A 24,824-nucleotide genomic window follows, 5' to 3' on the forward strand; every position below is an offset into this window, starting at 1 on the left:
TTCCTTAACGTAGGAAAAATCAGCTTTATACTTTTAGTCTATTCCATTCATCAACGCTCAATCGGTACCCGATGTTTCATTCTAGTTAAAATACTTTTATACTTCTTTCACTTTATGGCGGCGAAAAGAAAACCTGTTTGGAATCTCGCGCAATTGATAAACAACATTTGCTGATGTACAAGCAACAGAATGTTTGCTTACCTTCAAAGGTTCCGTTATAGGTGAACGGCTAAAAATATTTTTCTGAAGCTGATCTACGGAGAAGCCCTTTTTGGCTAAAGCTTCATCAAATTCTTTCTGAGCAGCCTGTTTAGCCTTAAACAACATCATTTGTATTCTGCTATAAACGTTAATTGCCCCGTCTCCCGTCGTTTCAATGGGAAGAAAAATCGCTTCAGGATGAATCTCGGTAATGAGTGACTGTACTCCATCGGAAACACCGGATGAAGGCATGCATCCGAATGGCTTAACAGAAATGGTCATATTTACTTTCCGTTTCTTCACATTAAGTATAAGCTTACCAACTTCCATATGTCCTTCTCCACCCCTTAGGTGGTTGTTATAATAGGAGTGGGCCACCTCAGCTATTTCATCCATATCAGGTAAGTGATATCCGCGAAGCCCAATCGCTCTGGCATAGGTATGGAACATCCCGCGGACAGTACGATCGGCTAATTCTAATATTAGTAGACGTTTTAAAGGATTCTTTCCTTTTAAGCCCTTACTATCGGAATCCGCTTCACGTAAATGCATCCGTTTGCGAGTATCGTATTGCCCCTCCCAAATCAAAAATAAGATCCATGCCGTAACAGACTGCACTTCTACTTCGGCCCCTTCACTTTCTAAAAAATTTTGCAGCTGATAGTTGCCGTCTCCTTCTGTCGTCATCGCCCAAAACTCCCCTATGATGCTTACTTTCGGTTTTACCCGGGTTCTGTCGACTTTCACCGTTTGTAGTTCTTTTCGGCATCGGTATAAAGCTGGTATTAGTTGTTTACGCTCGCTGAAAGCTTTATATAAATGCTGCTTGCAGCGTTCAAGCGCAGTATTGGTGGATCCCTCTTCCACTTCATAAGGCCGGATGCGATACCCTAGTGCATTCAAAATATCTCCAATCAATACAGCCTTTAAAAAAGTAAGGAAAAATGAACTATCTAATTTAAGCGCAGACTCTTCACCTGTAGCCTGTTTTAAGCCGCTCTGCTGCTGAAAGAGCAACACTCGAAACCCATCAAATCCGGCATCCCTGAGTGCCTTCCGATACTCTGTTACATAGGTACCAAAACGACAAGGTCCACAGGAACCGCTCGTAATGAAAAGATACTTGCTCACAATTTCTTCCTTTGATTTCCCTTCAACATCTCGAAGATAAGTAAGATATTTGATTAGATTCCCTACAGTAAAATACGTTGGATTGCATTGCCCGCGATTTCCAAATTCCTTGCCAAAGCGGAGAGACTCCGTATCCGGGCAATCCATGTGTTTGACAGTATATCCCAATCCTTTTAGCGCTCCCTCCATCAAGTAGTCATGGGCCATGGTAAGACCGCCGAAAAGAATGGTTGTGGAATCTTTGTCCTTTGCAAAAAATTGGCGGGGAACCGGATCAAACCATTGTGCATTTGATTGATTCAGTCCTAATTTTGCTTCTTGTTCGGCCTGATACCGGTCTAATTCTTCCTCAAAGTTACGAAGATAATCCGGCTGACGGCTATCCTTAACAGCTTCGCGTTCTTTTGATGTACGCACTTTCAAATCAGCTCCTTGTTGTGTTATTCAGATATCGCTTTTTTCTCCTGGTTCGGTTGACGCAGAAATTCATGGCGCTTTTGTTCAATAAGTTGCTGCAATTCCATCTTCTTTTGCGCTAAATCCTGAAGCCGCTCCTCATGCAGTCCCAGACTATGCGCATAGGTTTTGACACGAATCTTAATGGAGCCACTCGGCTTATTCGCATCGATATCATGAAGAGCGGAATAAGGAGTGCCAGCTGTTGAAATAATCGAGTCAATCAGCCCATAGGTAGGGGCATCATGCCCGCATTTAAAGTTGGAAAGATCCAATACCGCCACATTAGGATGCCTAGCCGCAAACTTAGCAGCCCAAACCTTCTGAACACTATTTGAACTGAAATTTTCCGGCCATACATCGGTCACTTCCAAAGCATGATTCACTCTTCCACTTTCTAAATCACCTTTAAAAAATCGGCGCAGCCAAGCTTCATCTTTCGGAATGGAGCGCATCGATAGAATCGGATAGCCTAACACCTGAAACTCATCCAATACGCTGTGGTTAAGCCCTGGATCCGAATGATAGGGACGTCCAATCATAAGAATGGCAATGCGATTTTCCTCTTCGACTTGCTCAAGAATCATCCTTCCTTTTTCCTGCATCTCATGATCAAAAAGCTCCATAGCCTTCCATGCTTCATCTGCTGCAAAATTACTTTCGTCTTCTGTTATTTGTAGGAAATCAGTAAACGCCTCATATAACTGTTTTTTTAGCATATTTGGTTCTGTAAACGTTACCGCCGGATCGAAATAAGTGATCTCTCTTTCCTTGAAAAAGTCCGTTTCTTTCGTAAAAGCGGCTTTAATGACATTCGGAGCCCCGGCGACAATCGGACAGCTGGTGGAATCCACCACATTCTGTAGATGAGTCGGAATATGGGTGATGCATGGGAAAACGATTGCGTTTAACACCTTGCGCTCTGTATGATGCTTGAACAATAAATTATGAATATGTGCTTGTGCTACTTTTGACGGGTAACAAGGATCAATGGAACCGTACTTTCCACCCTCCTGCCACATTTCCTCACTCGTGTCGTCACTGAATACGATATTCTTCTGATCGATGCCCAGCGTTTCAAAATAAGTTCGCCAAAATGGGGCCGTAGACCAAATATTCAAGACTTTCGGAATTCCAATACGCAGCTGTTTCCGCCGTTCCATCGCCTCTATAGAAGAACGTTGAAACGAACGAGTAAATTTGCTTTTTCGCTTCCCAAGACTTAGCAAACCGGTTTTGATTTTGATATCCTCAATAGTTTGGTCTGACGGAGGCATGGAAACAGGATCATAGAAATGCCTATACATTCGTCGCGCTTCATAATCCACCAGGTTAGGGTATTGTTTTTTCAGCTTATTGCGCTCTTGAGTCAGCTGAATCATCGATTCCTTGTTTTCCACCGTTCCCTTTTCACAGCTAAAACCTGAAATATAGCGAGCAGTTTGTCCATCAGGTGCAGTAGTATCGATAAACGTCCGGCTGCAGTTATTCGGACAAAAGTTACAGCGAGTTGATTCATCATTGCGGGATATATAACTTAAGCCGATTGCAGCATCAAGCCCAAGAAAAGTTGAGTACCCCCGGCGCTTTACTACACGAAGGGTTTCCATGGCCGCTCCAATTGCACCAGCTTCACCTGTATGCGGATGGACATGCACCTCAGCATCCGGAACCCGCTCTTTAATATAGTCAACTTGCGCTTTCACAGCTGCCAGATTATGTTGTGTCCCTCCCTGCAGGACAAACGTTCGGCCCAGTTCCGCCATGCGCGGAATTTGCACCACATACTGCCATACGTTTTTTGGCAGAACTAAGGCAAGTCCAGCCAACAGCTCCTCCTTTGCGTAGCCTTCCTTCTGGAAATTCACCCGGTCAGAATCAAGAAATACCGCACAGCCATAAGAAAATTTCGGACTCAGATCCGCTTTGAAGGCGGTTTCAGCATACTCTTGAACAGGGATCCCAAACTGGTCAGCCATCGCCTGTAACAGCATTCCGTTCCCAGCTGAGCATTGGTTGGACAAGCGGAAGTTGCGGATATCTCCATTTTTCAGAAAAAGAACTTTTATGTCTTGGCCGCCAATGTCACAAATAACGTCAATATCCCCGAAAAAATGGACGGCACTCATCATATGAGCAACTGTCTCCACAATATTGACATCCGCTTTTAATGTCTTTTCCAAGACATCCGCAGCATATCCTGTTGCCCCAAAGCCGATAATTTCAAGTCTAGCACCAGATGCATGTACCTTTTCATATATACGCCCGAGAAGCTCCTTCGTATCTTGAATCGGATTTCCTTTAGAGAGCTGATATTCCTTAAGAAGAATCGTTCCGTTTTCATCGACCACCACGGCCTTTGATGAAGTAGACCCCCCGTCAAGACCAATTACCGCCTTAACTGTTTGTCCCGGTTCAAAGGAAGCAGGCTGAAATTTAGGAATACTGTACTGACGACGAAATTCGTCCAATTCCGCTACGCTTTTTACTAATGGAGCACCGGCTTTTTCACCCAGCTTTTCCTTTCGGCCATGGGTAATAAATTTCTTCAATTCTTCTAAACCTTTGTAACGGCCAACTTCACTCGGTTCATGAAGTCCATATATGACAGCACCATATGCAGCATAATACTGGGAATTTTCCGGAACAAAAATTAGTTCATCGATCGGTATATCTTTCGGATAATTGTATCCCCGCTGTTCCCACGATTCAGGAATTCGCTTGCGCCAACATTGCTGAAGAAAAGGCAAGTATGTATTCGGCCCACCCAATAAGAGAACCTTATGTCGCAACGTATTCCCGCGGGTCAGTACAGAAAGGTTCTGCATAACAATAGCATCTGCCAAAGAACACATGACTTCCGAAGAAGGAATGCTGCTTTTCACCAGATTCACGATATCCGTTTCTGCAAAAACACCGCATTTCGCTGCAACATGATGAAGTTTGGTGTCATCAAAAGCGAGCTTTGCAACTTCTGCTTCCGGCATTCCTACCTTAATGATGCACTTATCAATCGTAGCACCAGTACCAGAGGCACATTTGTCATTCATGGAAGTAATGGCCTGCTTATCCCCTGTCTCCTCGTTTTCTTTAAAAATAATAATCTTGGCATCTTGTCCTCCGAGTTCAATCACACTGCCTACATCAGGATGCAGTTGTTCGACAGACATCGTAACGGCATTCACTTCTTGAACAAACTTGGCACCGATATGCTCAGCAATCGGACCGCCACCGGATCCCGTAATAAACACTCGAATCTTTTCTTTCTGTACTTCAGAAAATTCATTCCCGATACGAACCAAGAATTCTAACACGTTTTCAGCCTGTTTCGTATTGTGGCGCTGATAATCAGACCATAGAATCTCTTTCGTATTCGGATCGACTACGGTTGCTTTTACCGTGGTGGAACCAACGTCAATTCCAATCATCATATTTTCCACTTCAGCTCACCTCACATATATGAGTTTTTTAGTTTATAAAGCATAGTGACAAATATCACACTGACCTTATATTTTCCATAAATCTAGATACTATTAATAAACTTAAAAATCCATGAGTTCAAAGAGAAATAGCAAATTTAAACAAAAATGATTATCCAATTCTTTTGAATCCTATCTTAATAAATAGGTACTGTACCCATTATATGAATAACAAAATGACATTTTCTTATACTAAAGTCGAAACCAATTTAAGGAGGGATAACGAATGACTGAGCAAAATCAATCTGCTATTGACCAAGGACGTAACAGAACAAAACGTGGGATTGAAGCAGCAGGCGATGCAGCTAAAAATGCAATTGATACTGTTGAAGATGTTGGAAAAGCAGCAGTTGACCGTATTTCTGACGCGGTTAAAGATGTTACAGCAAGATGACTTGTTTGAGTCTCAGTTATTGTTGATAACCAAATTTTAAGAGGTGATACCATGACCGTTATTAACGAAGTTCAACAGACATTAGCAGGATTAAAAAGTGCTCAGGCAAGTTTTGAGACGTTTGCTTTACAAACGGATAATGAACAAGCAAAACAAATGTATCAACAAGCGGCACAACAAACGCAAGCCATTGTGGACGAGCTTTCTCCACGGGTTCAACAAATCCTAGAAGAAGAACCCCAATATAAACAATAATGCCAAAAAAAGGTTGGTTAAACTCCATCAACCTTTTTTTGGCATATATCAGAGTCCTAAATGAAATGCTTCAAAATCTTAATTTAATATAGAAAAAGAGTAACAATCGAAAGAGAAGAAGGATGATTTAAGTGGCGTCTTTACAAGAAAAAAGTGTTCAAAAATCAAAACCAGTAATTATGCTCGTTATTGATACATTAATGGACCCACCTTTACAAGAGGCCATCAAAAATAATCGAGCACCGGCATTCAAGTTTTTCATTGAGAACGGCATGTACTTTCCAGATGTAATCAGTCCCTTTCCAACAATGTCTGTTAATGTTGACACAACAATACTTACGGGTACCTATTGCAATCAACATCATTTGCCTGGACTAGTTTGGTTCAATATAAAAGAAAATCGTCTCATTAATTATGGTAGTCATATTCGTGAATTATGGAAGCTTGGTTTTAGTCGATCTCTTGAAGATATCTTATTTCATCTGAACAGTAATCATATCAGTAAGAGAGTAAAAACCATACATGAGGAGTTAGAGGATAAAGGTAAGAGTTCGGCTTCGATAAACGCACTCGTGTATCGAGGAAATACACCCCACTTTTATAAATTACCGAAATTATTAACATGGTTTACTTCTATTCAAAAAGAACGTTCAACATTAGGTGCCAATATTTTTACATATGGGTCATTAAAAAAAATTAGTTCATCTAAACGGTATCAACGACTTTGGCAAAAGTTTGGGTTCAACAATTCTTTTTCAGTTCAAGAATTAACTTATTTAATTAAGAAAGATCACCTTCCTTCCTTTACGATTGTCTACTTTCCCGATCTTGATCAAAGTGTTCATAAACATGGACGTATGGATGTAAAAGGAATTGAAAAAGTCGATCAACATTTACAAAAGATTCTTAATGTATATGATTCATGGGAAGAAGCATTACAGAACAATATATGGATTACAATAGGTGATAATGGACAAGCCTGGATTGATCCTGACCGCAAAGTAGCTCTAATTGATCTTAGGAAAATGCTAGGGACATATCGAATTATGAAACTAAGAGAAGGAGTTCAGCCAAAAGATCAGATTGTGCTTGCCGTAAATGAACGTATGTCCTATATATACACTTTAGATACGAACACGTTACCTATTCATAAACTTGTATCAGAGCTAGAAAATGACAACCGAATTGATGTCATTGCATGGCGAGAAGGGTCATCCATAAAGGTCAAGTCCGGTGGAAAAAAAGGGGAACTCGATTATCGAAAAGGCGGAGAATTTATTGATACATATAACCAAACATGGTTTATTGAAGGGGACCATGAATTATTAGATATTACTGTAAATGACAATCAAATTCTTTACGGTGACTATCCAGATGCGTTGGACCGATTATATAGCAGCTTAAATTCACATGAAGGAAATTTCATCATAGTCAGTGCTAAACCAGGCTATGAATTTATTGGTGAAGGCTCACCTACCCACGTAGGAGGGGCTAGTCATGGAGGATTGCACCAACAGGATTCCTTAGTACCTTTGATCGTAACAGGTACACATTCAACACCTTCATATTTACGAATGGTAGATATAAAAGAATGGGTTTTATCGTTGATTGGTTAATTAAACGACTTGGTCTGGAATCGTGATTTACTCTTCTACAATTGTAAACAAGTTATACAATTTGTTAAGTATGTTTTCAAGTTAATGTCACAGAATAGTATTTGTATTTTTTATAGATATCATAAAAATGAGGTTAAAAAATGACAATAAAAAGAGGTCGCCCAAAAGTATAAACTTTGAGTGACCTTTTTATTTAATTAATGAAAATATGGTCATTTAAATATGATAGATATGATCTCTTCTGTCGTCATGTCACTTTGTACTACATATGTACCAGGACGTAAATGGTTTTCCACGCCTCGCTGTTCAACTTCATTAAAGAAATCCTGCCCGCTTTTAATAACTCTTGCTCGCTGCAGATTTTTACCCACATCAATACTTGTCATCCCTTTAGAAACTCTCAGTACTGTGCGGTATACAATCTTTTCTTGTGTTTCGGTTTTTGTTTCGGTTTTTGCTTCAGTTTCTGCTTTATCTTTACTAGATTTCGCTTCAGCAAGTTGCTCTTCCCACTCTTTTTCTGTATGGATGACATACCCTTCCGAAGATAGCAAGTCTTTCATCTCGTCTTTTGAAAGTTGTTCTGTAGTCTGTGTGCTCGTCGCTTCAGTAGGTCCAAAGAAGTACACTGCACCACACAAACCTGCTGCAACAAGAAGGCCGCCGGCAAAGCTGCGCATTGATTTAGATGTCATTGGCAACTTTTCCCCTTTCCTGCTTTGTTTTTACATAAGGAGCAATCAACCGTTCTATTTCATTTATAGTCTGCCCTGTTTTCATTGCTATACTTTCAACTGAATACCCACGCTTATGTAAGTCGAGTACTTCACGCAACAAGATTCGCTGTTCAGAAGAAGCTGCCAGTATACCAGCTTCTTGTGCTGTAATTTCAGCATCTATCTCAAGAGTCCGAATTTTTTCTTGTAGTTGATTCACTTCCCCCCCAAAAGTAAGAGAAAGTTGTTCTAGCTGGTCTTCAACTTTTGGTGAATCCGTTTTAATAAACGACAAAATGAACAGTATCACTGCAGCACCAAACAAAATGGCTAGCGCCCATTCCATCATTCTATGTCCCTCCCTAATCTAAATCTATTATCTCGCTTCCTTATTATATATTGATTTAATCGAGAATTCGATTTAAAACAATAAAACACCACAATAGTCATTGCATTTATACCTCTATTTCACTAATTATCGTACTCATTCTGATATCAATCTTACTGCACAAGGACTATGTTACCATTAAAAAAGACTAGTTATTAATGGCTCTGTTCGACATATGGAGAATTGAGATGTAGAAAAATATATTCATTGAAAGTCTAACATATCACCGCACATAAACAAACAATAAACACTCTTATTTGAACGGGAACAGATTTAAGGGAAATAATAGATAAATATACTTTTTCAAATTTAGATACAAGGCGCGCAACCGTAACAGTGGTTGCGATTTTTTTAGCACTTATGTTAGATTGAAAAATAACCTCAGCAACACCTTTTTCTTTCATTAAAACAAACAATATAACCACCCATACTTTTTAGACTTATTAGAAAGAAGGAGAAACGATGCCAAACGATTTTACAATTCGCTTATTAGTAACAAGCGATATTCACGGATACATTTATCCGACTACATACCGGGATTATACGGAAGAAAACTTTGGATTAGCCAAAATAGCGACTATTATTAAAGAAAAAAGAATGAAAGAAAAGGTATTATTACTAGATAACGGTGACTTAATTCAAGGAAGCCCTTTAACCTATTATCATGCTAAATACAAACCAAATACTGAAAATCCTATTATTAAAATCGCTAATTCCCTCCAGTACGATTTGGCTGTTTGCGGTAATCATGAATTTAATTATGGTTTGGATTATTTAAAAGAAGCTATTCAACAATCCACTTTTCCATGGCTGTCTGCAAATATTATCAATTCATCAACTAAGGAGCCTGCCTTTGGAACACCTTACACAATAAAAGTAATCGATGAAGTCAAAATAGCTATTCTCGGTATCACGACTCATTTCATTCCAAATTGGGAAGAGAAAAAAAATATTGAAGGTCTACAATTTAACGATGCTTTACTCACCGCAAAATGGTGGGTCAGTCACATCCGTCAAAAGGAAAAACCAGATGTAATAATTGTTTCCTATCATGGAGGGTTTGAACGGGATTTACAAACAGGGGAACAAACAGAACGGCTAACGGGAGAAAATCAAGCCTATGCTATATGCAAAGAGTTAGAAGGTATAGATATTTTAATCACAGGTCATCAGCACCGTACACTGACAGGAACAATCAATGGCATTACATTCCTACAACCAGGTCATCACGGACGTTATATAGGTGAAATATGTATAAAGGGAACAAAACAAGAAGGATTCATTTCAAGTATAAACTGCTCTGCCAATTTAATCGAAATAGACGAATCTATCCAGGCAGATCAAGAAACACTCTCCTTCATAGATGATTTTCAAAAAGAAACTCAAAAATGGCTTGATCAATCAATAGGAACAGTCATTGGAGACATGACCATTAAAGACGTACTGCACGCACGTCTACAGGATAATCCATATATCGAATTTATTAACAACGTACAAATGAACGCTAGCGGAGCTGCTATTTCAAATACGGCCTTATTCACCAATGAATCTCTAGGTTTCCAAACAAACATCACAATGCGTGATATCGTATCCAATTATATTTATCCAAACACATTAAAAGTCATCCGGATAAGCGGTCAGGATATTAAAGAGGCTCTTGAGCAAACCGCCCAGTATTTCACTATCGAAAACGGAAACATAACGGTTAATCCTGCTTTTTCATATCCAAAACCACAGCATTATAATTATGACATGTGGGAAGGTATTGAATATGAATTAAAAATTTCAAACCCTATAGGTCAACGCGTGATCCACTTAAATCACCAAGGGGCACCATTACAGCTCAATCAACAATACGATGTTGTCATGAACAGCTACCGTGCTAGCGGAGGAGGTAACTTCAATATGTTTAAAGAAAAGCCTGTTATAAAAGATATACCGATTGATATGACTGAGCTTATTGCCGACTACATACGAGAAAGAAAAATCATTAAAGCTACTTGCAACAATAACTGGAAGGTTGTTTTATGATTCTTATGCAAAGCAATTAAAAGAATAATCATCTTCATTCTTTTAATTGCTTTATCGTTTATAGTTAAACGATATATTCTACCGAGTTATTTTTTCTAATACATTTATTTGCTTTTTCCACTCACATCATTATCTTTTTCATCAAAGCTAAGTTCATATGGATGATTAAAGAAAACGAAAAAATCCTTAATATGTTGAAAGTGACGTCTCATGATTAATTGACCATTTGTTGAGCTTCACAACGCTGAAATGCACGAACTTTACGAGGCAAAAATCTACTAATCTCATCTTCGTTATATCCAACCTGTAATCTTTTTTCATCGAGAATAATCGGTCTTTTTAATAATCCTTGGTTCTTTTTGATTATTTTATATAATTCTTGAAGTGATAGAGATTCTATGTTTATATTCAGTTTTTCAAAAGCTTTCGATCTTGTCGAGATAATTTCATCTGTCCCATCTTCCGTCATGCGAAAAATTTCTTTAATCTCGTCAATCGTAAGAGGTTCAGAGAAAATATTTCTTTCTATATAAGCAATTTCGTGTTCCTCAAGCCATGCTTTTGCTTTACGACAAGACGTACAACTTGTTGATGTATATAGGGTCACCATATTAACAATTACACTCCTTATATAAAGAATCTATTTTGCTCATTCACATTCTGTACTTTGATGTGTCCTCACTTTGTCTTACCAGCTATCTTTTGTAACTTATGAATATATCATAAACCTAATAGGCATAAATCTCAATACAAAATATCTCTAATTAAAGATAAAAAATATCTATTAATAGAGCTTTTTGTCATACATGAAAGAGAGTTCTGTATTTCCCCTTTCCATTTGAATATTGGTAAGAAAATCAAAAAAGAATCTGCTATTAAACAAGATTGCTCGACAGCAGGTTCTATTAAAAGATAGTTTTGATTACCCTTTTTACTGTAAATTTTTCAATAAACTATCTATTGAGCCCCCATGTGTAGCAATTGGATAGAGCTCTCCGTTTAAGGCAAATGAAACTCTACCTGTTTCCTCAGAAACAACTAGAACAAGGGCATCACTGCGTTCCGTTAATCCTAAAGCAGCGCGATGTCGTGTACCAAGTTTTTTATCACCTGTAAATCTATTTGAAAGAGGAAGAACATTTGCTGCAGAAACAATCTGATTAAAACTTACCATTGCAGCACCATCATGGAGTGGATTTCCTGGAAAAAAGATGGACTCTAATAAAGAATGGCTCAACTCTGCTCCAATTGAAATCCCCGGATGAATTAAAGATTCAAGAGAATCTTTGCGTTGAATGACAATTAAACCACCATGTCTTCGATCCGACATATTTTGTACACAGATTGATAATTCTGGATATTTATCCGTAAACGGGGACAAATAACAATTCAAATAAAAAGTAGCGGCTTTCATTTCAATGTATGCAAATCTATTTTTTATTTTTTCAAAATTTCCAAGTAGACAATCGTTTTCATGATCTATTGTTTCTAAGCTACTCTGAAGCGTCGTGATCACTTGACGTATATCTTCTTTTAACGTTTGCTTCATCGGTGAAAAGTCGCAATTTGCATCATTCATGGAGCGGGCCTCCCTCATTCTAATCCTCTTTCTTTTCTTTGATTGATTATTGGAGCATTTATTTTCAGTTTGTCTACATAAGCATGATTTATTCATCAAACCAAAAAGGATTAGATCCCTTTTAATCAAGCGGTTTTAACTTTGCTTCAATTTCCGCACGTCTTGCTTCCAAAAATGGTGGTAAATCTAATTTCCCCCCTAACTCTTCAACCGTTGAATCTGCTGTAAATCCAGGTCCATCTGTCGCAATTTCAAATAATATTCCATTCGAATCACGGAAATATAAGCTTTGGAAGTAAAAGCGATCAACAACGCCTGTTGACTGAAAGCCGCAATCTTTCACCACTTTATCCCAATAACTAAGCTCTTCCTCGTTTTTCACACGAATCGCCAAATGATGGATACTACCTCGACCTGGCTTTTCACTCGGCCCCACCTGCTGCTTTACTACAATTTCACCAAATGCTTGACCCGCAACGGACTGATAGATTGCCTCATTTTCTGAACGAGCCGCTTCTATATAGCCAAACATATCCTTTAAAGTTCTAGCCGTTCGATTCAAATAACGCACTGTTATTTCCACAGTCCCCATCCCTAAAATACGATGCTTTTGCTCTACGCTGGAGCCTTCCCAAGGTGCCCAGTATTCTGGTATTTCTTCGCCATTATTATTCAGTAAAATAAGGCGCAGCCCTTCCGAATCCTCAAATGGAAATGCTGCACGGCCTGCATATGTTGTGATTTCACCGTGCTTGACGTCGAAGTGCTCAAAGCGTTTTTTCCAATATTCCAGACTTTCCAATGATGGTACAAGTAGGCCAATTTGTGTAATAGCATTTGTTCCACGAATCGTTCTTCCAGCCATCGGCATTTCAAAAAAGGATAACTCTGTCCCCGCACTTCCCGTTAAATCTCCGTAAAATAAGTGATACATAGAAGGATCATCTTGGTTGACGGTCTTTTTAACTCGCCGCAAACCTAACACTTGTTGATAAAATTCATTATTGATTTGAGCGTTTTTTGTAATCATCGAAATATGATGATGTCCAGGAATTGTATACATAGTAATTCCTCCTTACTTTTAACTTGATTAATCAAGTGATGGTGTAAAAATTACTCAGGTGGTAATTCTTTTTTTGGCTGTGCTTATGTACACGAGCCATCAACGTGTACAATGTTTTCATTTCTTCCTCATTTAAAACATCATCAAAAACTTAATCGAATAAATAACCAATGTTCCTTCATTTTTATTCAGCTGGTCTCGGACCAGTTTCTAACCCAGAGTTTTCTACTGTCATAATTGGGCGAACGGTTACGTCAGCATTCACACGGATTTGACAAGATAAACGCAAATGATCTTCAATCCCCTTTTCCGAAAATGCTTTCTTTTCTACATTAGTTAAATCACAAAACTCACCTGCCATTACTTCTACTCTACAGGTCGTACATTTCGCCTTTCCTCCGCAACGATGGAGAATATTTACTCCATTATCTTCAAGTGCTAATACTAACTTTTTCCCTTCCTCCACTTCAAAAGTTCCTTGTCCGAAAACTGTTACGTTGGGCATTTTATTACCTACTTCCTTTTCTTCCATTGATTATTTGTCCAACCTATTAAATAATTAAATAAAGTGACATAGTTGAGACCCTCTCATTTACTCTCAGTTTGTCTACATGAGCGTAATTTATTCGTCAACTGAAATAGAATATTTATGCTAAAATTTCAGTTCACTAACTCCATACTAAAAAGAGCTGTCGCAACTGCAACACCTCAAAATACATCTTCCTTTTAATGTTCCCCATCTCTGCTTTTAGGATCGAATATATGGTCTAATAAGAAGCATTATGCTAACAAAAACACTGATTCTCAAAAATAAAACAGAGATGGATGCTTGTCTTATTCCACAAGCCTTACAATTCTACCACCCTCGTTTTCCCACTCATCCAGGCATATAACATCGTTTAAATCAACAGACTTCTCGCTGTTTTCTAATATCAATAACTCTTTCTTTTCCATACTAGAGCCCCCAGTTGTATAGAATAGTATTTTCCAAACTTTTATCACAACCCTTCTATGGTAATGTATATAATGTGCCTTGCTCTATTTTATGCATAACGTATCTATGTGACTCCATAAACCGCCTTCATATCTTCTAGCCATAAAAGTTTTCACAATTTGCAAATAAATTAAATCAAAAGTTAAAAACTTCATTTCCTCATGAATGTTTTCCCCTTTTTTGATAAATAGTAAATAGGATGACACCTTCAAGGAGGAAAGAAAATGAACAAACAACGGGCACAAGAAATTGCCAGTTCACCTGTTATGGCGAATGTTACCTATAATGGGGCAGCCATTTATATTCAACATGTTAATGATGAAAATGACACAGCAAGAATTTATCCTCTCGATGAACCAGAGAATGAACAAGAGGTTTTATTAACTAACTTAATCGAACATTAATACGATGAAACAAGACTCCAATTGAAACAGTTGGAGTCTTGTTTCGTTATCTATCATGTATCGGAGTAAATTTTGTAAATATTCTCTTTACTTCACCTCACTCTAAATGGATAATTGTTATAAAATATTACATAAAAGGGTAATAAATTATGACAAAGTTACTTATTATCAAATGTGGTGAAACATTCCCAAGTATTAAAGAGCAATTCGGGGATTTTGAGGATATGATTATAAAAAGTATTGGCATTTCACATGACGACGTAGTAATCGCTCCTGTATATAAAGATGCAACCTGCTTACCTTCTCTAAATAAAATTGGAGCAATCATTATAACCGGTTCACATGCAATGGTCACCGATCACGAAGAATGGAGTGTTCAATTGATACGCTGGTTACAAGATATTAAGCAGGATAACATCCCCATATTAGGCATTTGCTATGGTCATCAAATACTGGCAAAGGCATTTGGCGGTCAAGTAAGTCATCATCCAAAAGAAATTGAAATCGGTACAACAAGTGTCCAGCTAACAAATGCAGGCAAAGAACATCCTCTATTTAGTATCCTTCCTCATACATTTTTTGGGCATGTCACTCACTATCAATCTGTTATTACTCTGCCGAAACAAGCAACGATTCTCGCACAGAATGATTTTGAACAACATCAAGCTTTTATGATTGATCAGCATATTTTCGGTGTGCAATTTCATCCATAATTTACAGCTCCTATTATTCATGCTTATATTGATGAACAAGCAGAGCGATTACAGGCGGATGGTTTTTCTATAACTGCTTTGCATGAAACCGTAATTGAACAAGATTATGGCCGGATTTTGTTAGAAATGTTTGTTAGAAGTGCCGGACTACCTATAACAAACACTTCTGTCGGCTGTACATTCTTTCAAACAGAAACAAAAAATACGAAATAGTTTCCTAGACGATAAAAAAACCAATCAAGCACTGAATTCTTGATTGGCTTTTTCATAAAAATCACATCACAAATCCGCCATCTACAAATAGCGTTTGCCCTGTCATAAATTCACTCCAATCAGATGATAAAAATAAAACAGGACCTGCGATATCTTCCGGCTTTGCAATTCTTCGAAGCGGGGTTTGGGAAATGATTAGTTCTTTCAAACTTTCTTTTGTTTTTTTGCTCGCATCGGTTGGATAAACAAGGCCCGGTGCTACACAATTGACCCTTATCCCAAAAGGTCCTAGCTCCACAGCTAAATTACGCGTATACCCCATTAATGCTGTTTTAGCCGTGTTGTATTCATGATAAGGAACCAACGGTCTTTCTACTAAATTACTAATGATATTCACAATGCTTCCACTGCTTTGTTTTTTCATAATGGGCAGCACTGCTTGACATAGATAATGCGTCGATCTTACCGATCCATCAATCTGTCCTTGATAATCTTCCCATGTGAGCTGCCAAGCCATTTTTCGTTGTTCAGGATCAAAGACATAAGGTTTAAATGCATTATTCACAACGACATCTAGTCGTCCCGTTTCAAGCACAATTTGCTGAATCATCGACTGAACAGCCTCTTCGGACGTAACATCTGCTTGAATCGCCCAAGCATCTCCTCCAACTTCGATACAAGCTGACACAATTTGTTCAGCTGCTTTAACATTTTTCAAATAATTGACAATAACGAAGGCCCCTTCTCTTGCAAATTCAATGGCAATCGCTGCTCCAATTCCTCGGCTGGAGCCCGTAACAAGAACGACTTTTCCACTAAATTTCCCCATGTATGTTCTCCTTTATTTTTTTGGAAGTAATGTATCAACTACTACCTCATCCATATTAAGCTTTTCTTTAATCAATCCTAATTTTTGATACGTATCCGCACCATCCTGCAAGATATTCGCATCAAGCGCTCCTAAACCATGTTGATTTGTTTCAGGAGATACGCTAGAAGCATTACGCAGTTTAATAATCTCTAAGTTTTGTTGCTCATCTTTCCCATCGATTGCATAGGTTTTAGCCAAAGCAGCCGCTTCTTCCGGACTCTCAATCATCCATTGTGCACTGTTACGATAAGCTTCCAAGAAATCCTTCAATTCTTGCTGCTTTTCTTGATATACTTTCTCTGTTACAACAAATACATCACTCGGTACATTTAAATAGTCTTTCACATTCATCACATTGACTTCCTCTAAACCTTTGGCTTGTCCAACAACTAGTCCCGTATCAGTCGCAGCTGTTGCATCCACTTGCCCTTGCATTAATGGGGCAAAGTTTAAAAGACCTGTCTCAACAATTTTTACATCATTTTCTGAAAGACCGACCTGATGTAATAACACTAATAAGTTTTGACGTGTTCCGCTTGATAGACTATAAACGCCAATTGTTTTTCCCTTTAAATCTTCTGGTTTGTTAATATTAGCTTCCTTTAGTGATACGATGTTAAATACATTTTGCGGATAAATATTGTAAATAACTTTTAGCTTTTCACCTTTATCTAATGCGAAAAATAGTGAACCTGGATCAGTAAAAGCGATATCTGCTTTCCCAGATAAAATATTTTTAATCGCATCGCCACCGCCTGCACCAGGAATAACAGTTACATCTAGGCCTTTATCTTGAAAGAAATGCTTCTTCTCATCGACTAATAGATTCGTTTGTTCTGTAAGTGGCTTACTCCAGTTCGCTACTCGAATCGTTTGGACGTCTGTTGAATCAGATTTCGCTGTTCCCTTATTTTCATCCTTTGCACCACACGCTGACATCAATACGGTCATACATAATAAAATCGTGACTAACCATCTATTTTTCATTTTCTATTCTCCTTCATATATTTCTTTAGTACAGTAACTTCTAATACATAAATCAATTGATATAAAACCATGCCCATCACAGTTAATAAAATTAACACAGCAAACATTAACGGCGTATCCATCATCCCTTGCGACGCGACGATGAGCGCTCCTAATCCATCGCTTCCCCCAATAAACTCGCCAACAACAGCCCCTACTACGGCTAATACAACCGCCACTCGAAGTCCGGCTAGAATCCCTGGCAGGCCATTAGGAATTTTTAAATGAATTAAGGTTTGCCAGCGTGTTGCTCGAAGCATATGAAATAATTCTTGTTTTTGTTTATTCGTAGACTGAATCGCTGTAATCGTATTCTCCAATAATGGAAAAAAACAAATCAGGGCAGTGATTATGACTTTCGATTTCATGCCAAAACCAAACCATAGAATAAATAAAGGGGCCAAAGCAAGCTTAGGAACAGCTTGGCTCGCAATGATATAAGGAGAAAGAAGCTTTCTTAAAAATTCAATCTCACCCATAATCACCCCAACGATAAATCCCCCGACACAGCCAATTACCAAACCTAGCAACACTTCTGATAGTGTTCGCAAAATATGTGGAATAAAGTATCCACTTTGCAGACCATCTACTAAAGTCGTAACAATAACCGTAGGAGCCGGCAAAACAAGCTCTGACATAAAGCTTGCACTATATTCCCAAATGATGAGGAACATAATAAATAATAGAATTGAGTATAAAGGGAGACTTTTCATCGCTTATTTCCTCCCAATACATGTCGTAACGTCAGGCACAACTCATTAAAATACGGCGCGTATTTCATTTCTACATTTCTCTCTTTTTCTAATTTTACAGCAGTATCAAAAATGATTTGGCCTTGATCTATGACTGCAATCCGATCTGACAAATACACGGCTTCTGCGATATCATGCGTAATAAAAAGAACCGTTGTATGACGGGTCTTACAAATTTTCAACAAATCATCCTGTAGTTCTTCTCTTGTAATAGCATCCAGAGCAGCAAATGGTTCATCTAGAAACAGCATCGTTGGTTTTTGAATCAACGCTCTCGCAATAGCAACACGACTTTGTTGTCCTCCAGATAATTGAGTAGGATAACGATCTAAATAAGTCGTTAAACCAACCATCTCTAATACTTCTAACCCATACTGTCGATCTTGTTGCGTAATCTTTCTTTTCAGCGAAATCGGAAGCAACACATTTTCTAGCACTGTTTTCCATTCTAATAAGGTAGGAGATTGGAACACAAAACCACATTCATCCAACGGCCCTATTACTTCTTTTCCTTTAAAGCGAATCATTCCTGAATGAGATGGAAGCAAGCCCGCTGCAAGCTTTAATAACGTTGTCTTTCCACAGCCGCTTTTCCCTAGAAAGCAATGAAATTCCCCTTCTTCAATAGACCAGTTCACTCCATGTAACACAGTTGTCTTCTCTTGATAGCTATAAGTCAAATCCTCAATTGTTAAAAAACTCATCTGCTAACCTCCTAATCTGCATAGGGAGCCAACTCTTCACTTAATTGTTCAGCTGAAGCTTCGATATCAACCATATTAATTAAATCCAGTACATTAAAGCGGCCATCATGATGCCATCCAGCTTCTGGAGATGTCATATTTCCCAATGCCGTCATTCGAGTCACACCAACACTCCCTAGTAAATGAGACCATTGAAACAATTCAGACGGACTAGCAGCGATTCCAACCGTTTGCAGGTAATCCCGATGCATGAGAAGGCCTTTCGTCACCTCTTCTATGTGATCAAACTCTTTCACTTTTACAACACGATTTAAACTGCTTGGTGTAAGGCTAAGATCGGAATCTTCAAAAACAACAGTCCAATCATTTTGGTTATTGCCTAATACTTCATTATTTGGATTCGAGAACAGGTTCATTTCTTCTTTATTTTTCCAAGCGGCCATCTCCATCGATTCGGCCATTGATAGTTTTCTTCTCGGAAACCTTCTATTAAACGCCTCTAGTTCATGACCTATATATCTAGCAAATTCTTTTGGAGAAACATTTCCTCCTTTTTGTACATAGAAAACATGTGGAGAATAACAGCCTTGTTGGTCATAGCGCATCACATCCAAAGCAGCCAAATGGGCTGCCTGCAAAGCTTTAAGAGAATCAAGAGACGTCTTTGAAACAATCCCAAAACTTAGCTTGTGTCCAAATGGTAAAAACCTTTTAGTGATTGGAATCCGACTTCGTAAAGCTTCCATCGCTTCATTGCCCCCATACCCGACAACAATATCTGTTTGCTGAAAAATAAAGCGTTCTCTCTCTTCTTCTCCGCCCTTCCACCAAAGAACGGCAAAGCAATCTGCTAATCTTGGTTCTATTTCCACTAAAAGCTTAGCGAACCAGCCAGCAAATAATGGCTCAGCACTCGATACCTTCCCGATATTCCCTGCTTTCACTAACAAACTAGATATAAAGCTCCATAAAGGAAGACCAGGCACATTCCCTGACCAAATATGCGTAATTAAATCCGGACTAAAAGCCTTCGAAAATCCACCTTTTACTCTCGGTTGAAAATCATCCAACAACAATGGATTTCCTAAATCTTCAACAAGAAAACGCTGCAGTTCATGTTTTCGAAACGTTTTTAAATAAGAAGTCAAACCAAGCCTTATCATTTCTTCATCATAGCCTGTTACAATCGGTAATACTTTTTCAGCTTTTTGTCGATAAGATGAATCACGCTCTAGAAGTCTATGTATCGCTTCATCAATGATGTTCATTAACTCATTAACAGAAAAAGATTTTAACACCTTACGACTGCTATGCTTAATCTTGTCAATTAACCTGCTCATTTGTTCATGTGTAAGAATCGGAATCTCCACTTCTATTGTTTCCTGATTTCTTTCGAATAGAAGCACCTTTGTCTCAAATGATTCTTCTCCTATATTCGGAATATATCCAGCGATTTCTCTCATTTCTCCAGTCCCTTTGAAGCCTTTAAAAATTCTGCCATCGCTAGCGAACAGCCTTTTGCTTCTGTTCCTTCCACTCTTCCTAATAACAGAAAACCGCCTTCCACTTCAACACCAACATCTTCTGTTAAAATCGTAGAAACAGAATTCATATTAGCAAGGTCACAATGAACAATAACGCCGCGTTCTCCTTTTGCTACTTCTTCACCTGTTAACGGATTTACGACTCGCGTTTTAATCCAACTTGGTCCTGACTTAACAGCAGGCACAGATTGATTTCCATTGTCATACAGCTGTGTACTCAGCTCGGTCATGCCGTACATATTGATACACGCTGAACGATTGACTCCTAAATATGTAGAAAGCAACTGATAGAACTCATCCAACTCTAATTCTTTAGATTGTTTTTTAAAGCCGCCCGTATCAAGAATTTTACTTCCTTTTGGTAGAGTAAAAGTTTGATTCCCACGCTCTAGTTCTTCTAAAAGATGAACAAAGCTATAACTTGCACCTAAAAGAGCATAAGGTTCTCCAGTTACTTCAGCATTCCTCAGCTCTTTCTGTAAGCCTTCCACATCAAGCTTGTGATTTTGTATAAAATAACGGCTATCTTCTGTCCCAAACCTTTCTTTTGCGAGTTTTAAATAACGAGCTAAAGAAGAATTAGGCATCTCCTGTTCTGTTGGAAATAAGATTCCCATCCGAATCTTATCGGTATTTCCCATAAATCTTTCTTGAAAATTTTTAATCATCGACCTATCAAATATGTCTAATGTTGGATGATAATGTTTACCTCTAATTCCTTGTGTTGTACCACTTGTCATATAAACCGCTTCCGCTTGCTCCGGATCACAACAGCTCAAAGTAACATCTTTAAAAGCATTAATCGGTACTGGCGGGATGTCTCTCCAAGTTTTCACAGTACGCGGTGTTTTTCCTTTTTGAGAACAAAAAGTTCGATAAGGAATGTTATATTGATAGTGATAGCGAAATAATTGTAAAGCCTGCTGATTAAAATCTTCCTCAGAAGATTCATTACAATTAATAAATTGAACTGTCGATTCAATCATTTCTTTTTGAGTCATCATGTTTACCCATTCCTTTCAATGTAGCCATTTATTTTCTAATAGCGCAAAAAAGCACTTTGCGTACGCAAAGTGCAAAAATACAGAGTAATCCCCTTATCACTTCCCTACGCTGGCATGACCCAACAGGTTCAAACGGTCTACGGTAGATTAACCGTACTCTCAGCCTGATTCCACAGACTCCCGATATCATCTATTTTTATACAAAGAATACCCTTTCTTTTTGTAGAATGCAATCATAAAGTGAAACTTCCATCAAAGGGGAGTTCCTTTATCACCCACTAATGGTTAGCCAATTGGGCCTTTACTACAAAAGCGAGGCGACTGTTCAGCCCCGACAAGCATAAGATGAAATGCGGCGTGGCGCAGTTTGCCACAAAGCATTGCAGCTTATGACCTCGAGGGGCTAGGAGCCGCAACTAGATGAGGGCAGTTGTCCCCCACCTATCTTCTTTGTTTCTTCATAAGCTGGAGGTGGGGGGCTTACTGCCCGTTAAGTGTAAGACAAAAAAACCTGTACCAAAAGTAGCGTACAGGTTTTCACTCAATCTCGTTCATCAACTATCCACTTATCCGCGAATTTGTCCTTGTCCATAAATAAAATATTTAGTAGATGTTAAAGCAGGTAATCCCATTGGTCCACGCGCATGAAGCTTTTGCGTACTAATCCCAATTTCAGCACCGTAACCGAATTCAAACCCATCAGTAAAACGGGTAGAAGCATTATGATAAACAGCGGCTGCATCGACTCCATTTAAGAAAATGGCTGCACTTTCCTCATTTGTTGTGATAATGGCTTCAGAATGATTCGTACCATACTGATTAATATGCTCAACAGCTTCTGTAACATCCTTCACAATTTTCACACTCAATTTTAGCGCTAAATATTCCGTTGCCCAATCTTCTTCTGTTGCTTGCTTCGCCTCTGGAAAAGCAGTACAGACCGTTTGATCTCCGTATAGTTCAATTCCTTTACCGTGAAGAACGGCTAATAAGTCAGTCCCATTTTTAGTAAACCAGCTTTCATGAATGAGCAAACTTTCAATGGCATTACATACAGATGGACGCTGTGTTTTTCCATTGATTACAATATTTTCTGTCATCTCATAATCAGCTGATTCATCAATAAAAATGTGACAGTTACCGGCTCCCGTTTCAAGAACAGGTACAGTCGATTCACGAACAACAGTATCAATTAAATTTTTGCCTCCGCGTGGAATCAACACATCTAAATATTCATTCAAATGAAATAATTCTTTCGCTGTTTCACGGCTTGTATCTTCCATTAATTGAACCGCATCAACTGGTAAAGATGTTTGCGCCAATGCCTTATGAATCGACCTAACAAGCGCTTGATTAGAGTAGCTTGCAGACGAACTTCCTCGTAAAATAACCGCATTTCCTGTTTTTAATGATAATGTAGCCGCATCAATCGTTACATTTGGTCTCGCTTCATAAATCATACCAATCACACCGATTGGAACACGATTTTTTTTAATAAGCAAGCCGTTTTCTTTCTCAATTGTTTCTAAGCTTTCACCGACTGGATCTTTTAAGTCAATCAGTAAACGAATAGCCGCTGACATATCTTCAATACGCTTTTCGTTTAACATAATACGATCTAATGTCGAATCAGGCAGACCATTTTTCTTTCCTTGTTCTAAATCTTTTGCATTTTCACTTATTAAATAATCTTTATCTGCCAATAATTGATCCGCAATTTTTGCTAATGCTTCATTTTTTTCTTCTGTCGTCTTCCCACTCATTTTATAACTTGCCGCTTTGGCCGCTTTTCCTTTTACAATGACTTCACTCATTACTAACTCCCCCTTTTTAATTTAGGCTTTCACCCATTTATCTCGATGAATCACTTCAATTGCTGACATCACAAGCTCGTCTGTCCGTTTTCCCATCGCTAGTTTCAGCTCATCGACAGAATAGAGAACTTCTCCTCGGCCAAGCAATCCGCTTGAACCAAACACTTCAACAACGTCCCCTTTTTCAAAATCTCCTTGAATGTCATAAATACCGGCAGGCAATAAACTGCTGCCATTCAACATTAGGGCTGTTTCTGCGCCATCGTCAACGAAGATTTTTCCTGACACTTCCGAATGAATCGAAATCCATTGCTTATTATTATTTACGGTTGTAAGCACGTCATTTTCAATATACGTCCCGTCACCGTCACCCGCTAAAATTCGCAGAAGCTTATCACGGCCTTCTCCTTTACCAATAAAGACTTTTACACCTAAAGACAGTGCTGTTTTCGCAGCTAATAATTTCGATTGCATCCCGCCTGTCCCAACGTTTGAGCCGGCTCCTTCCGCTACTTGCAGCAAATCATCCGTTACTTCTGTTAAATAATCGATTCTCTTAGCATCCGGATTCGTCAACGGATTACAATCATATAAGCCGTTAATGTCCGTTAAAATAATAAGCTGATCGGCATGAATAAGCCCACTCACAAGAGCAGAAAGCATATCATTATCCCCAAATGTTAATTCTTCAACAGACACTGTATCATTTTCGTTAATAATTGGTAAAATGCCGCGTTCAATTAATTCTGACAAAGTCGCATGGGCATTTTTATAACGGTCTTTTTTTGAAAAATCGGTTCTTGTTAATAAAATTTGGGCGGCGTTAATGCCAAACTGCCCTAATTGTTGCATATATGATTGAATCAATAAACTTTGACCGACGGCTGCGGCTGCTTGTTTCCCTTTTAACGTAACCGGACGTGATGGGTAACCTAGCTTACGGAATCCGGTCGCAACAGCACCAGATGATACAAGAATCACGTCATGCCCTTCTTTTCGCAATGCCGCAACTGCTTGAATATGATCTAAAAATTTAAATTGATCAATTTCCCCCTTGGAGTTCGTTAACGAACTGCTTCCGATTTTGACAACGATGCGCTTCTTTTCCATCCATACTTCCTCCAATATAATTTTCTAATATATTAGAAAACTCGCTTCCAACTTGCCTTTCAGTTAGAGGCGCAGTTACACTCCCTAAAATCAACAGCTACTTCAAGATAGCTTATCTGATCATTTATACATTCTAATCGTACAAAAAAACCCTTCTCATCCTTATTGATTAAGGACGAAAAGGGTTGCTTTCCGTGGTACCACCTTGATTGAATGTGAACATGTCACATCCCACTTTACCTCATAACGCTAGAGACTGCGCCTATGTTTTCATAGGACTCAAGAAGTAGGTTCAGTGCCTTTTCTGTTACGGGTCTTACAGCCACGGACACCGCTCTCTATTACAGCAAGATTTCACATACTAGT

At 38.6% G+C, this 24,824-nt stretch carries 23 protein-coding genes, 1 pseudogene, 1 riboswitch and 1 other annotated feature (1 of these 26 only partly in view); of the genes and pseudogenes, 6 read left to right on the plus strand and 18 right to left on the minus strand.

Going from position 1 to position 24,824, the window contains the following annotated elements; genetic code table 11:
- Positions 1-96 precede the first annotated feature (96 nt).
- Together BAOM_RS15725 and BAOM_RS15730 are read right to left on the minus strand one after the other, a co-directional pair.
- Entirely contained in the window at positions 97-1,749 is a 1,653-nt protein-coding gene (locus BAOM_RS15725; protein ID WP_127762596.1) for a 2-hydroxyglutaryl-CoA dehydratase, read from the minus strand.
- Between the two features lie 23 nt (positions 1,750-1,772).
- Complete coding sequence (locus tag BAOM_RS15730; RefSeq protein ID WP_127762597.1) at positions 1,773-5,219, minus strand: BadF/BadG/BcrA/BcrD ATPase family protein; 3,447 nt, start codon at positions 5,217-5,219, stop codon at positions 1,773-1,775.
- 274 nt (positions 5,220-5,493) lie between these two features.
- Between BAOM_RS15730 and BAOM_RS24565 the strand changes: the two genes are divergently transcribed.
- The 3 genes from BAOM_RS24565 to BAOM_RS15740 all read left to right on the plus strand — a co-directional run bounded on the left by BAOM_RS24565 (position 5,494) and on the right by BAOM_RS15740 (position 7,532).
- Positions 5,494-5,661: a hypothetical protein gene (locus BAOM_RS24565; protein WP_164853259.1), complete on the plus strand. Its 168-nt coding sequence runs from the start codon at positions 5,494-5,496 to the stop codon at positions 5,659-5,661.
- Positions 5,662-5,712: 51 nt separating this feature from the next.
- On the plus strand, positions 5,713-5,916 hold the full coding sequence (locus BAOM_RS15735; protein WP_127761090.1) for a DUF1657 domain-containing protein: 204 nt from the start codon (positions 5,713-5,715) through the stop codon (positions 5,914-5,916).
- A gap of 179 nt (positions 5,917-6,095) precedes the next feature.
- A complete protein-coding gene (locus BAOM_RS15740; protein WP_127762598.1) occupies positions 6,096-7,532 on the plus strand; it encodes an alkaline phosphatase family protein in 1,437 nt (478 codons plus the stop codon).
- A 212-nt stretch (positions 7,533-7,744) separates the two neighbouring features.
- Here the strand turns inward: BAOM_RS15740 and BAOM_RS15745 are convergent, their stop codons facing one another.
- The 3 genes from BAOM_RS15745 to BAOM_RS15755 all read right to left on the minus strand — a co-directional run bounded on the left by BAOM_RS15745 (position 7,745) and on the right by BAOM_RS15755 (position 9,052).
- On the minus strand, positions 7,745-8,227 hold the full coding sequence (locus BAOM_RS15745; RefSeq protein WP_127761091.1) for a hypothetical protein: 483 nt from the start codon (positions 8,225-8,227) through the stop codon (positions 7,745-7,747).
- On the minus strand, positions 8,217-8,597 hold the full coding sequence (locus BAOM_RS15750; RefSeq protein ID WP_252282545.1) for a hypothetical protein: 381 nt from the start codon (positions 8,595-8,597) through the stop codon (positions 8,217-8,219). The genes BAOM_RS15745 and BAOM_RS15750 overlap by 11 nt, the downstream gene beginning before the upstream one ends.
- A 254-nt stretch (positions 8,598-8,851) precedes the next feature.
- The gene (locus tag BAOM_RS15755) at positions 8,852-9,052 is read right to left on the minus strand and encodes a hypothetical protein (protein ID WP_127761092.1); all 201 of its coding nucleotides are present in this window, start codon (positions 9,050-9,052) and stop codon (positions 8,852-8,854) included.
- Positions 9,053-9,098: 46 nt separating this feature from the next.
- Here BAOM_RS15755 and BAOM_RS15760 point away from each other — a divergent pair, with 46 nt between their 5' ends.
- Positions 9,099-10,667, plus strand: coding sequence for a bifunctional metallophosphatase/5'-nucleotidase (locus BAOM_RS15760; RefSeq protein ID WP_127761093.1), 1,569 nt, complete (start codon positions 9,099-9,101; stop codon positions 10,665-10,667).
- A 214-nt stretch (positions 10,668-10,881) separates the two neighbouring features.
- On the opposite strand, the gene spxA is transcribed toward BAOM_RS15760, so the two are convergent.
- From spxA to BAOM_RS15785, 5 genes and pseudogenes are all read right to left on the minus strand, one after another.
- On the minus strand, positions 10,882-11,277 hold the full coding sequence (gene spxA / locus BAOM_RS15765; RefSeq protein ID WP_127761094.1) for a transcriptional regulator SpxA: 396 nt from the start codon (positions 11,275-11,277) through the stop codon (positions 10,882-10,884).
- Positions 11,278-11,598: 321 nt separating this feature from the next.
- Complete coding sequence (gene cdaS / locus BAOM_RS15770) at positions 11,599-12,246, minus strand: sporulation-specific diadenylate cyclase CdaS (protein ID WP_127761095.1); 648 nt, start codon at positions 12,244-12,246, stop codon at positions 11,599-11,601.
- Between the two features lie 121 nt (positions 12,247-12,367).
- Positions 12,368-13,309 (minus strand): ring-cleaving dioxygenase, encoded by a 942-nt coding sequence (locus tag BAOM_RS15775; protein ID WP_127761096.1) that lies wholly within the window; start codon positions 13,307-13,309, stop codon positions 12,368-12,370.
- A gap of 31 nt (positions 13,310-13,340) precedes the next feature.
- Positions 13,341-13,457: pseudogene (locus BAOM_RS15780) on the minus strand (transcriptional regulator); the annotation flags it as partial.
- Positions 13,458-13,493: 36 nt separating this feature from the next.
- Positions 13,494-13,814 (minus strand): 2Fe-2S iron-sulfur cluster-binding protein, encoded by a 321-nt coding sequence (locus tag BAOM_RS15785; RefSeq protein WP_127762600.1) that lies wholly within the window; start codon positions 13,812-13,814, stop codon positions 13,494-13,496.
- 713 nt (positions 13,815-14,527) lie between these two features.
- Between BAOM_RS15785 and BAOM_RS15790 the strand changes: the two genes are divergently transcribed.
- The gene (locus tag BAOM_RS15790) at positions 14,528-14,707 is read left to right on the plus strand and encodes a small acid-soluble spore protein H (RefSeq protein WP_119115270.1); all 180 of its coding nucleotides are present in this window, start codon (positions 14,528-14,530) and stop codon (positions 14,705-14,707) included.
- Between the two features lie 149 nt (positions 14,708-14,856).
- A complete protein-coding gene (locus tag BAOM_RS15795; RefSeq protein WP_218973844.1) occupies positions 14,857-15,420 on the plus strand; it encodes a glutamine amidotransferase in 564 nt (187 codons plus the stop codon).
- Between the two features lie 274 nt (positions 15,421-15,694).
- Here BAOM_RS15795 and BAOM_RS15800 read toward each other — a convergent pair whose 3' ends face one another.
- The 8 genes from BAOM_RS15800 to proB form a co-directional block, all read right to left on the minus strand.
- Positions 15,695-16,462, minus strand: a complete 768-nt coding sequence (locus BAOM_RS15800; protein ID WP_127761097.1) for an SDR family oxidoreductase — start codon at positions 16,460-16,462, stop codon at positions 15,695-15,697.
- A gap of 12 nt (positions 16,463-16,474) precedes the next feature.
- On the minus strand, positions 16,475-17,491 hold the full coding sequence (locus BAOM_RS15805) for an ABC transporter substrate-binding protein (protein ID WP_127761098.1): 1,017 nt from the start codon (positions 17,489-17,491) through the stop codon (positions 16,475-16,477).
- Positions 17,488-18,243, minus strand: coding sequence for an ABC transporter permease (locus BAOM_RS15810; protein WP_127761099.1), 756 nt, complete (start codon positions 18,241-18,243; stop codon positions 17,488-17,490). Before BAOM_RS15810 ends, BAOM_RS15805 begins: the two co-directional genes overlap by 4 nt.
- On the minus strand, positions 18,240-18,986 hold the full coding sequence (locus BAOM_RS15815) for an ABC transporter ATP-binding protein (protein WP_127761100.1): 747 nt from the start codon (positions 18,984-18,986) through the stop codon (positions 18,240-18,242). The genes BAOM_RS15810 and BAOM_RS15815 overlap by 4 nt, the downstream gene beginning before the upstream one ends.
- 11 nt (positions 18,987-18,997) lie before the next feature.
- On the minus strand, positions 18,998-20,449 hold the full coding sequence (locus tag BAOM_RS15820) for an acyl-CoA reductase (RefSeq protein ID WP_127761101.1): 1,452 nt from the start codon (positions 20,447-20,449) through the stop codon (positions 18,998-19,000).
- Positions 20,446-21,534, minus strand: a complete 1,089-nt coding sequence (locus tag BAOM_RS15825) for a LuxE/PaaK family acyltransferase (protein WP_218973845.1) — start codon at positions 21,532-21,534, stop codon at positions 20,446-20,448. The genes BAOM_RS15820 and BAOM_RS15825 overlap by 4 nt, the downstream gene beginning before the upstream one ends.
- Positions 21,535-21,618: 84 nt before the next feature.
- A riboswitch (TPP riboswitch) is annotated at positions 21,619-21,728 on the minus strand.
- 372 nt (positions 21,729-22,100) lie between these two features.
- Positions 22,101-23,348: a glutamate-5-semialdehyde dehydrogenase gene (locus BAOM_RS15830; protein WP_127761102.1), complete on the minus strand. Its 1,248-nt coding sequence runs from the start codon at positions 23,346-23,348 to the stop codon at positions 22,101-22,103.
- A gap of 21 nt (positions 23,349-23,369) precedes the next feature.
- Positions 23,370-24,458, minus strand: coding sequence for a glutamate 5-kinase (proB, locus tag BAOM_RS15835; protein ID WP_127761103.1), 1,089 nt, complete (start codon positions 24,456-24,458; stop codon positions 23,370-23,372).
- A 168-nt stretch (positions 24,459-24,626) separates the two neighbouring features.
- Positions 24,627-24,824, minus strand: a binding site (T-box leader) (it continues 19 nt past the right edge of the window).

This window comes from Peribacillus asahii, assembly GCF_004006295.1.
Lineage (GTDB): Bacteria > Bacillota > Bacilli > Bacillales > DSM-1321 > Peribacillus > Peribacillus asahii_A.

Coding starts and splice junctions, on each gene's coding strand:
- BAOM_RS15730 (WP_127762597.1), bottom strand. CDS start 5,219: ATGATGATTGGAATTGACGTTGGTTCCACCACGGTAAAAGCAACCGTA.
- proB (WP_127761103.1), bottom strand. CDS start 24,458: ATGGAAAAGAAGCGCATCGTTGTCAAAATCGGAAGCAGTTCGTTAACG.
- BAOM_RS15810 (WP_127761099.1), bottom strand. CDS start 18,243: ATGAAAAGTCTCCCTTTATACTCAATTCTATTATTTATTATGTTCCTC.
- BAOM_RS15735 (WP_127761090.1), top strand. CDS start 5,713: ATGACCGTTATTAACGAAGTTCAACAGACATTAGCAGGATTAAAAAGT.
- BAOM_RS15815 (WP_127761100.1), bottom strand. CDS start 18,986: ATGAGTTTTTTAACAATTGAGGATTTGACTTATAGCTATCAAGAGAAG.
- BAOM_RS15825 (WP_218973845.1), bottom strand. CDS start 21,534: ATGATGACTCAAAAAGAAATGATTGAATCGACAGTTCAATTTATTAAT.
- spxA (WP_127761094.1), bottom strand. CDS start 11,277: ATGGTGACCCTATATACATCAACAAGTTGTACGTCTTGTCGTAAAGCA.
- BAOM_RS15785 (WP_127762600.1), bottom strand. CDS start 13,814: ATGCCCAACGTAACAGTTTTCGGACAAGGAACTTTTGAAGTGGAGGAA.
- BAOM_RS15760 (WP_127761093.1), top strand. CDS start 9,099: ATGCCAAACGATTTTACAATTCGCTTATTAGTAACAAGCGATATTCAC.
- BAOM_RS15750 (WP_252282545.1), bottom strand. CDS start 8,597: ATGATGGAATGGGCGCTAGCCATTTTGTTTGGTGCTGCAGTGATACTG.
- BAOM_RS15790 (WP_119115270.1), top strand. CDS start 14,528: ATGAACAAACAACGGGCACAAGAAATTGCCAGTTCACCTGTTATGGCG.
- BAOM_RS15820 (WP_127761101.1), bottom strand. CDS start 20,449: ATGAGAGAAATCGCTGGATATATTCCGAATATAGGAGAAGAATCATTT.
- BAOM_RS15805 (WP_127761098.1), bottom strand. CDS start 17,491: ATGAAAAATAGATGGTTAGTCACGATTTTATTATGTATGACCGTATTG.
- BAOM_RS15830 (WP_127761102.1), bottom strand. CDS start 23,348: ATGAGTGAAGTCATTGTAAAAGGAAAAGCGGCCAAAGCGGCAAGTTAT.
- BAOM_RS15740 (WP_127762598.1), top strand. CDS start 6,096: ATGCTCGTTATTGATACATTAATGGACCCACCTTTACAAGAGGCCATC.
- BAOM_RS15745 (WP_127761091.1), bottom strand. CDS start 8,227: ATGACATCTAAATCAATGCGCAGCTTTGCCGGCGGCCTTCTTGTTGCA.
- BAOM_RS24565 (WP_164853259.1), top strand. CDS start 5,494: ATGACTGAGCAAAATCAATCTGCTATTGACCAAGGACGTAACAGAACA.
- BAOM_RS15795 (WP_218973844.1), top strand. CDS start 14,857: ATGACAAAGTTACTTATTATCAAATGTGGTGAAACATTCCCAAGTATT.
- cdaS (WP_127761095.1), bottom strand. CDS start 12,246: ATGAATGATGCAAATTGCGACTTTTCACCGATGAAGCAAACGTTAAAA.
- BAOM_RS15775 (WP_127761096.1), bottom strand. CDS start 13,309: ATGTATACAATTCCTGGACATCATCATATTTCGATGATTACAAAAAAC.
- BAOM_RS15800 (WP_127761097.1), bottom strand. CDS start 16,462: ATGGGGAAATTTAGTGGAAAAGTCGTTCTTGTTACGGGCTCCAGCCGA.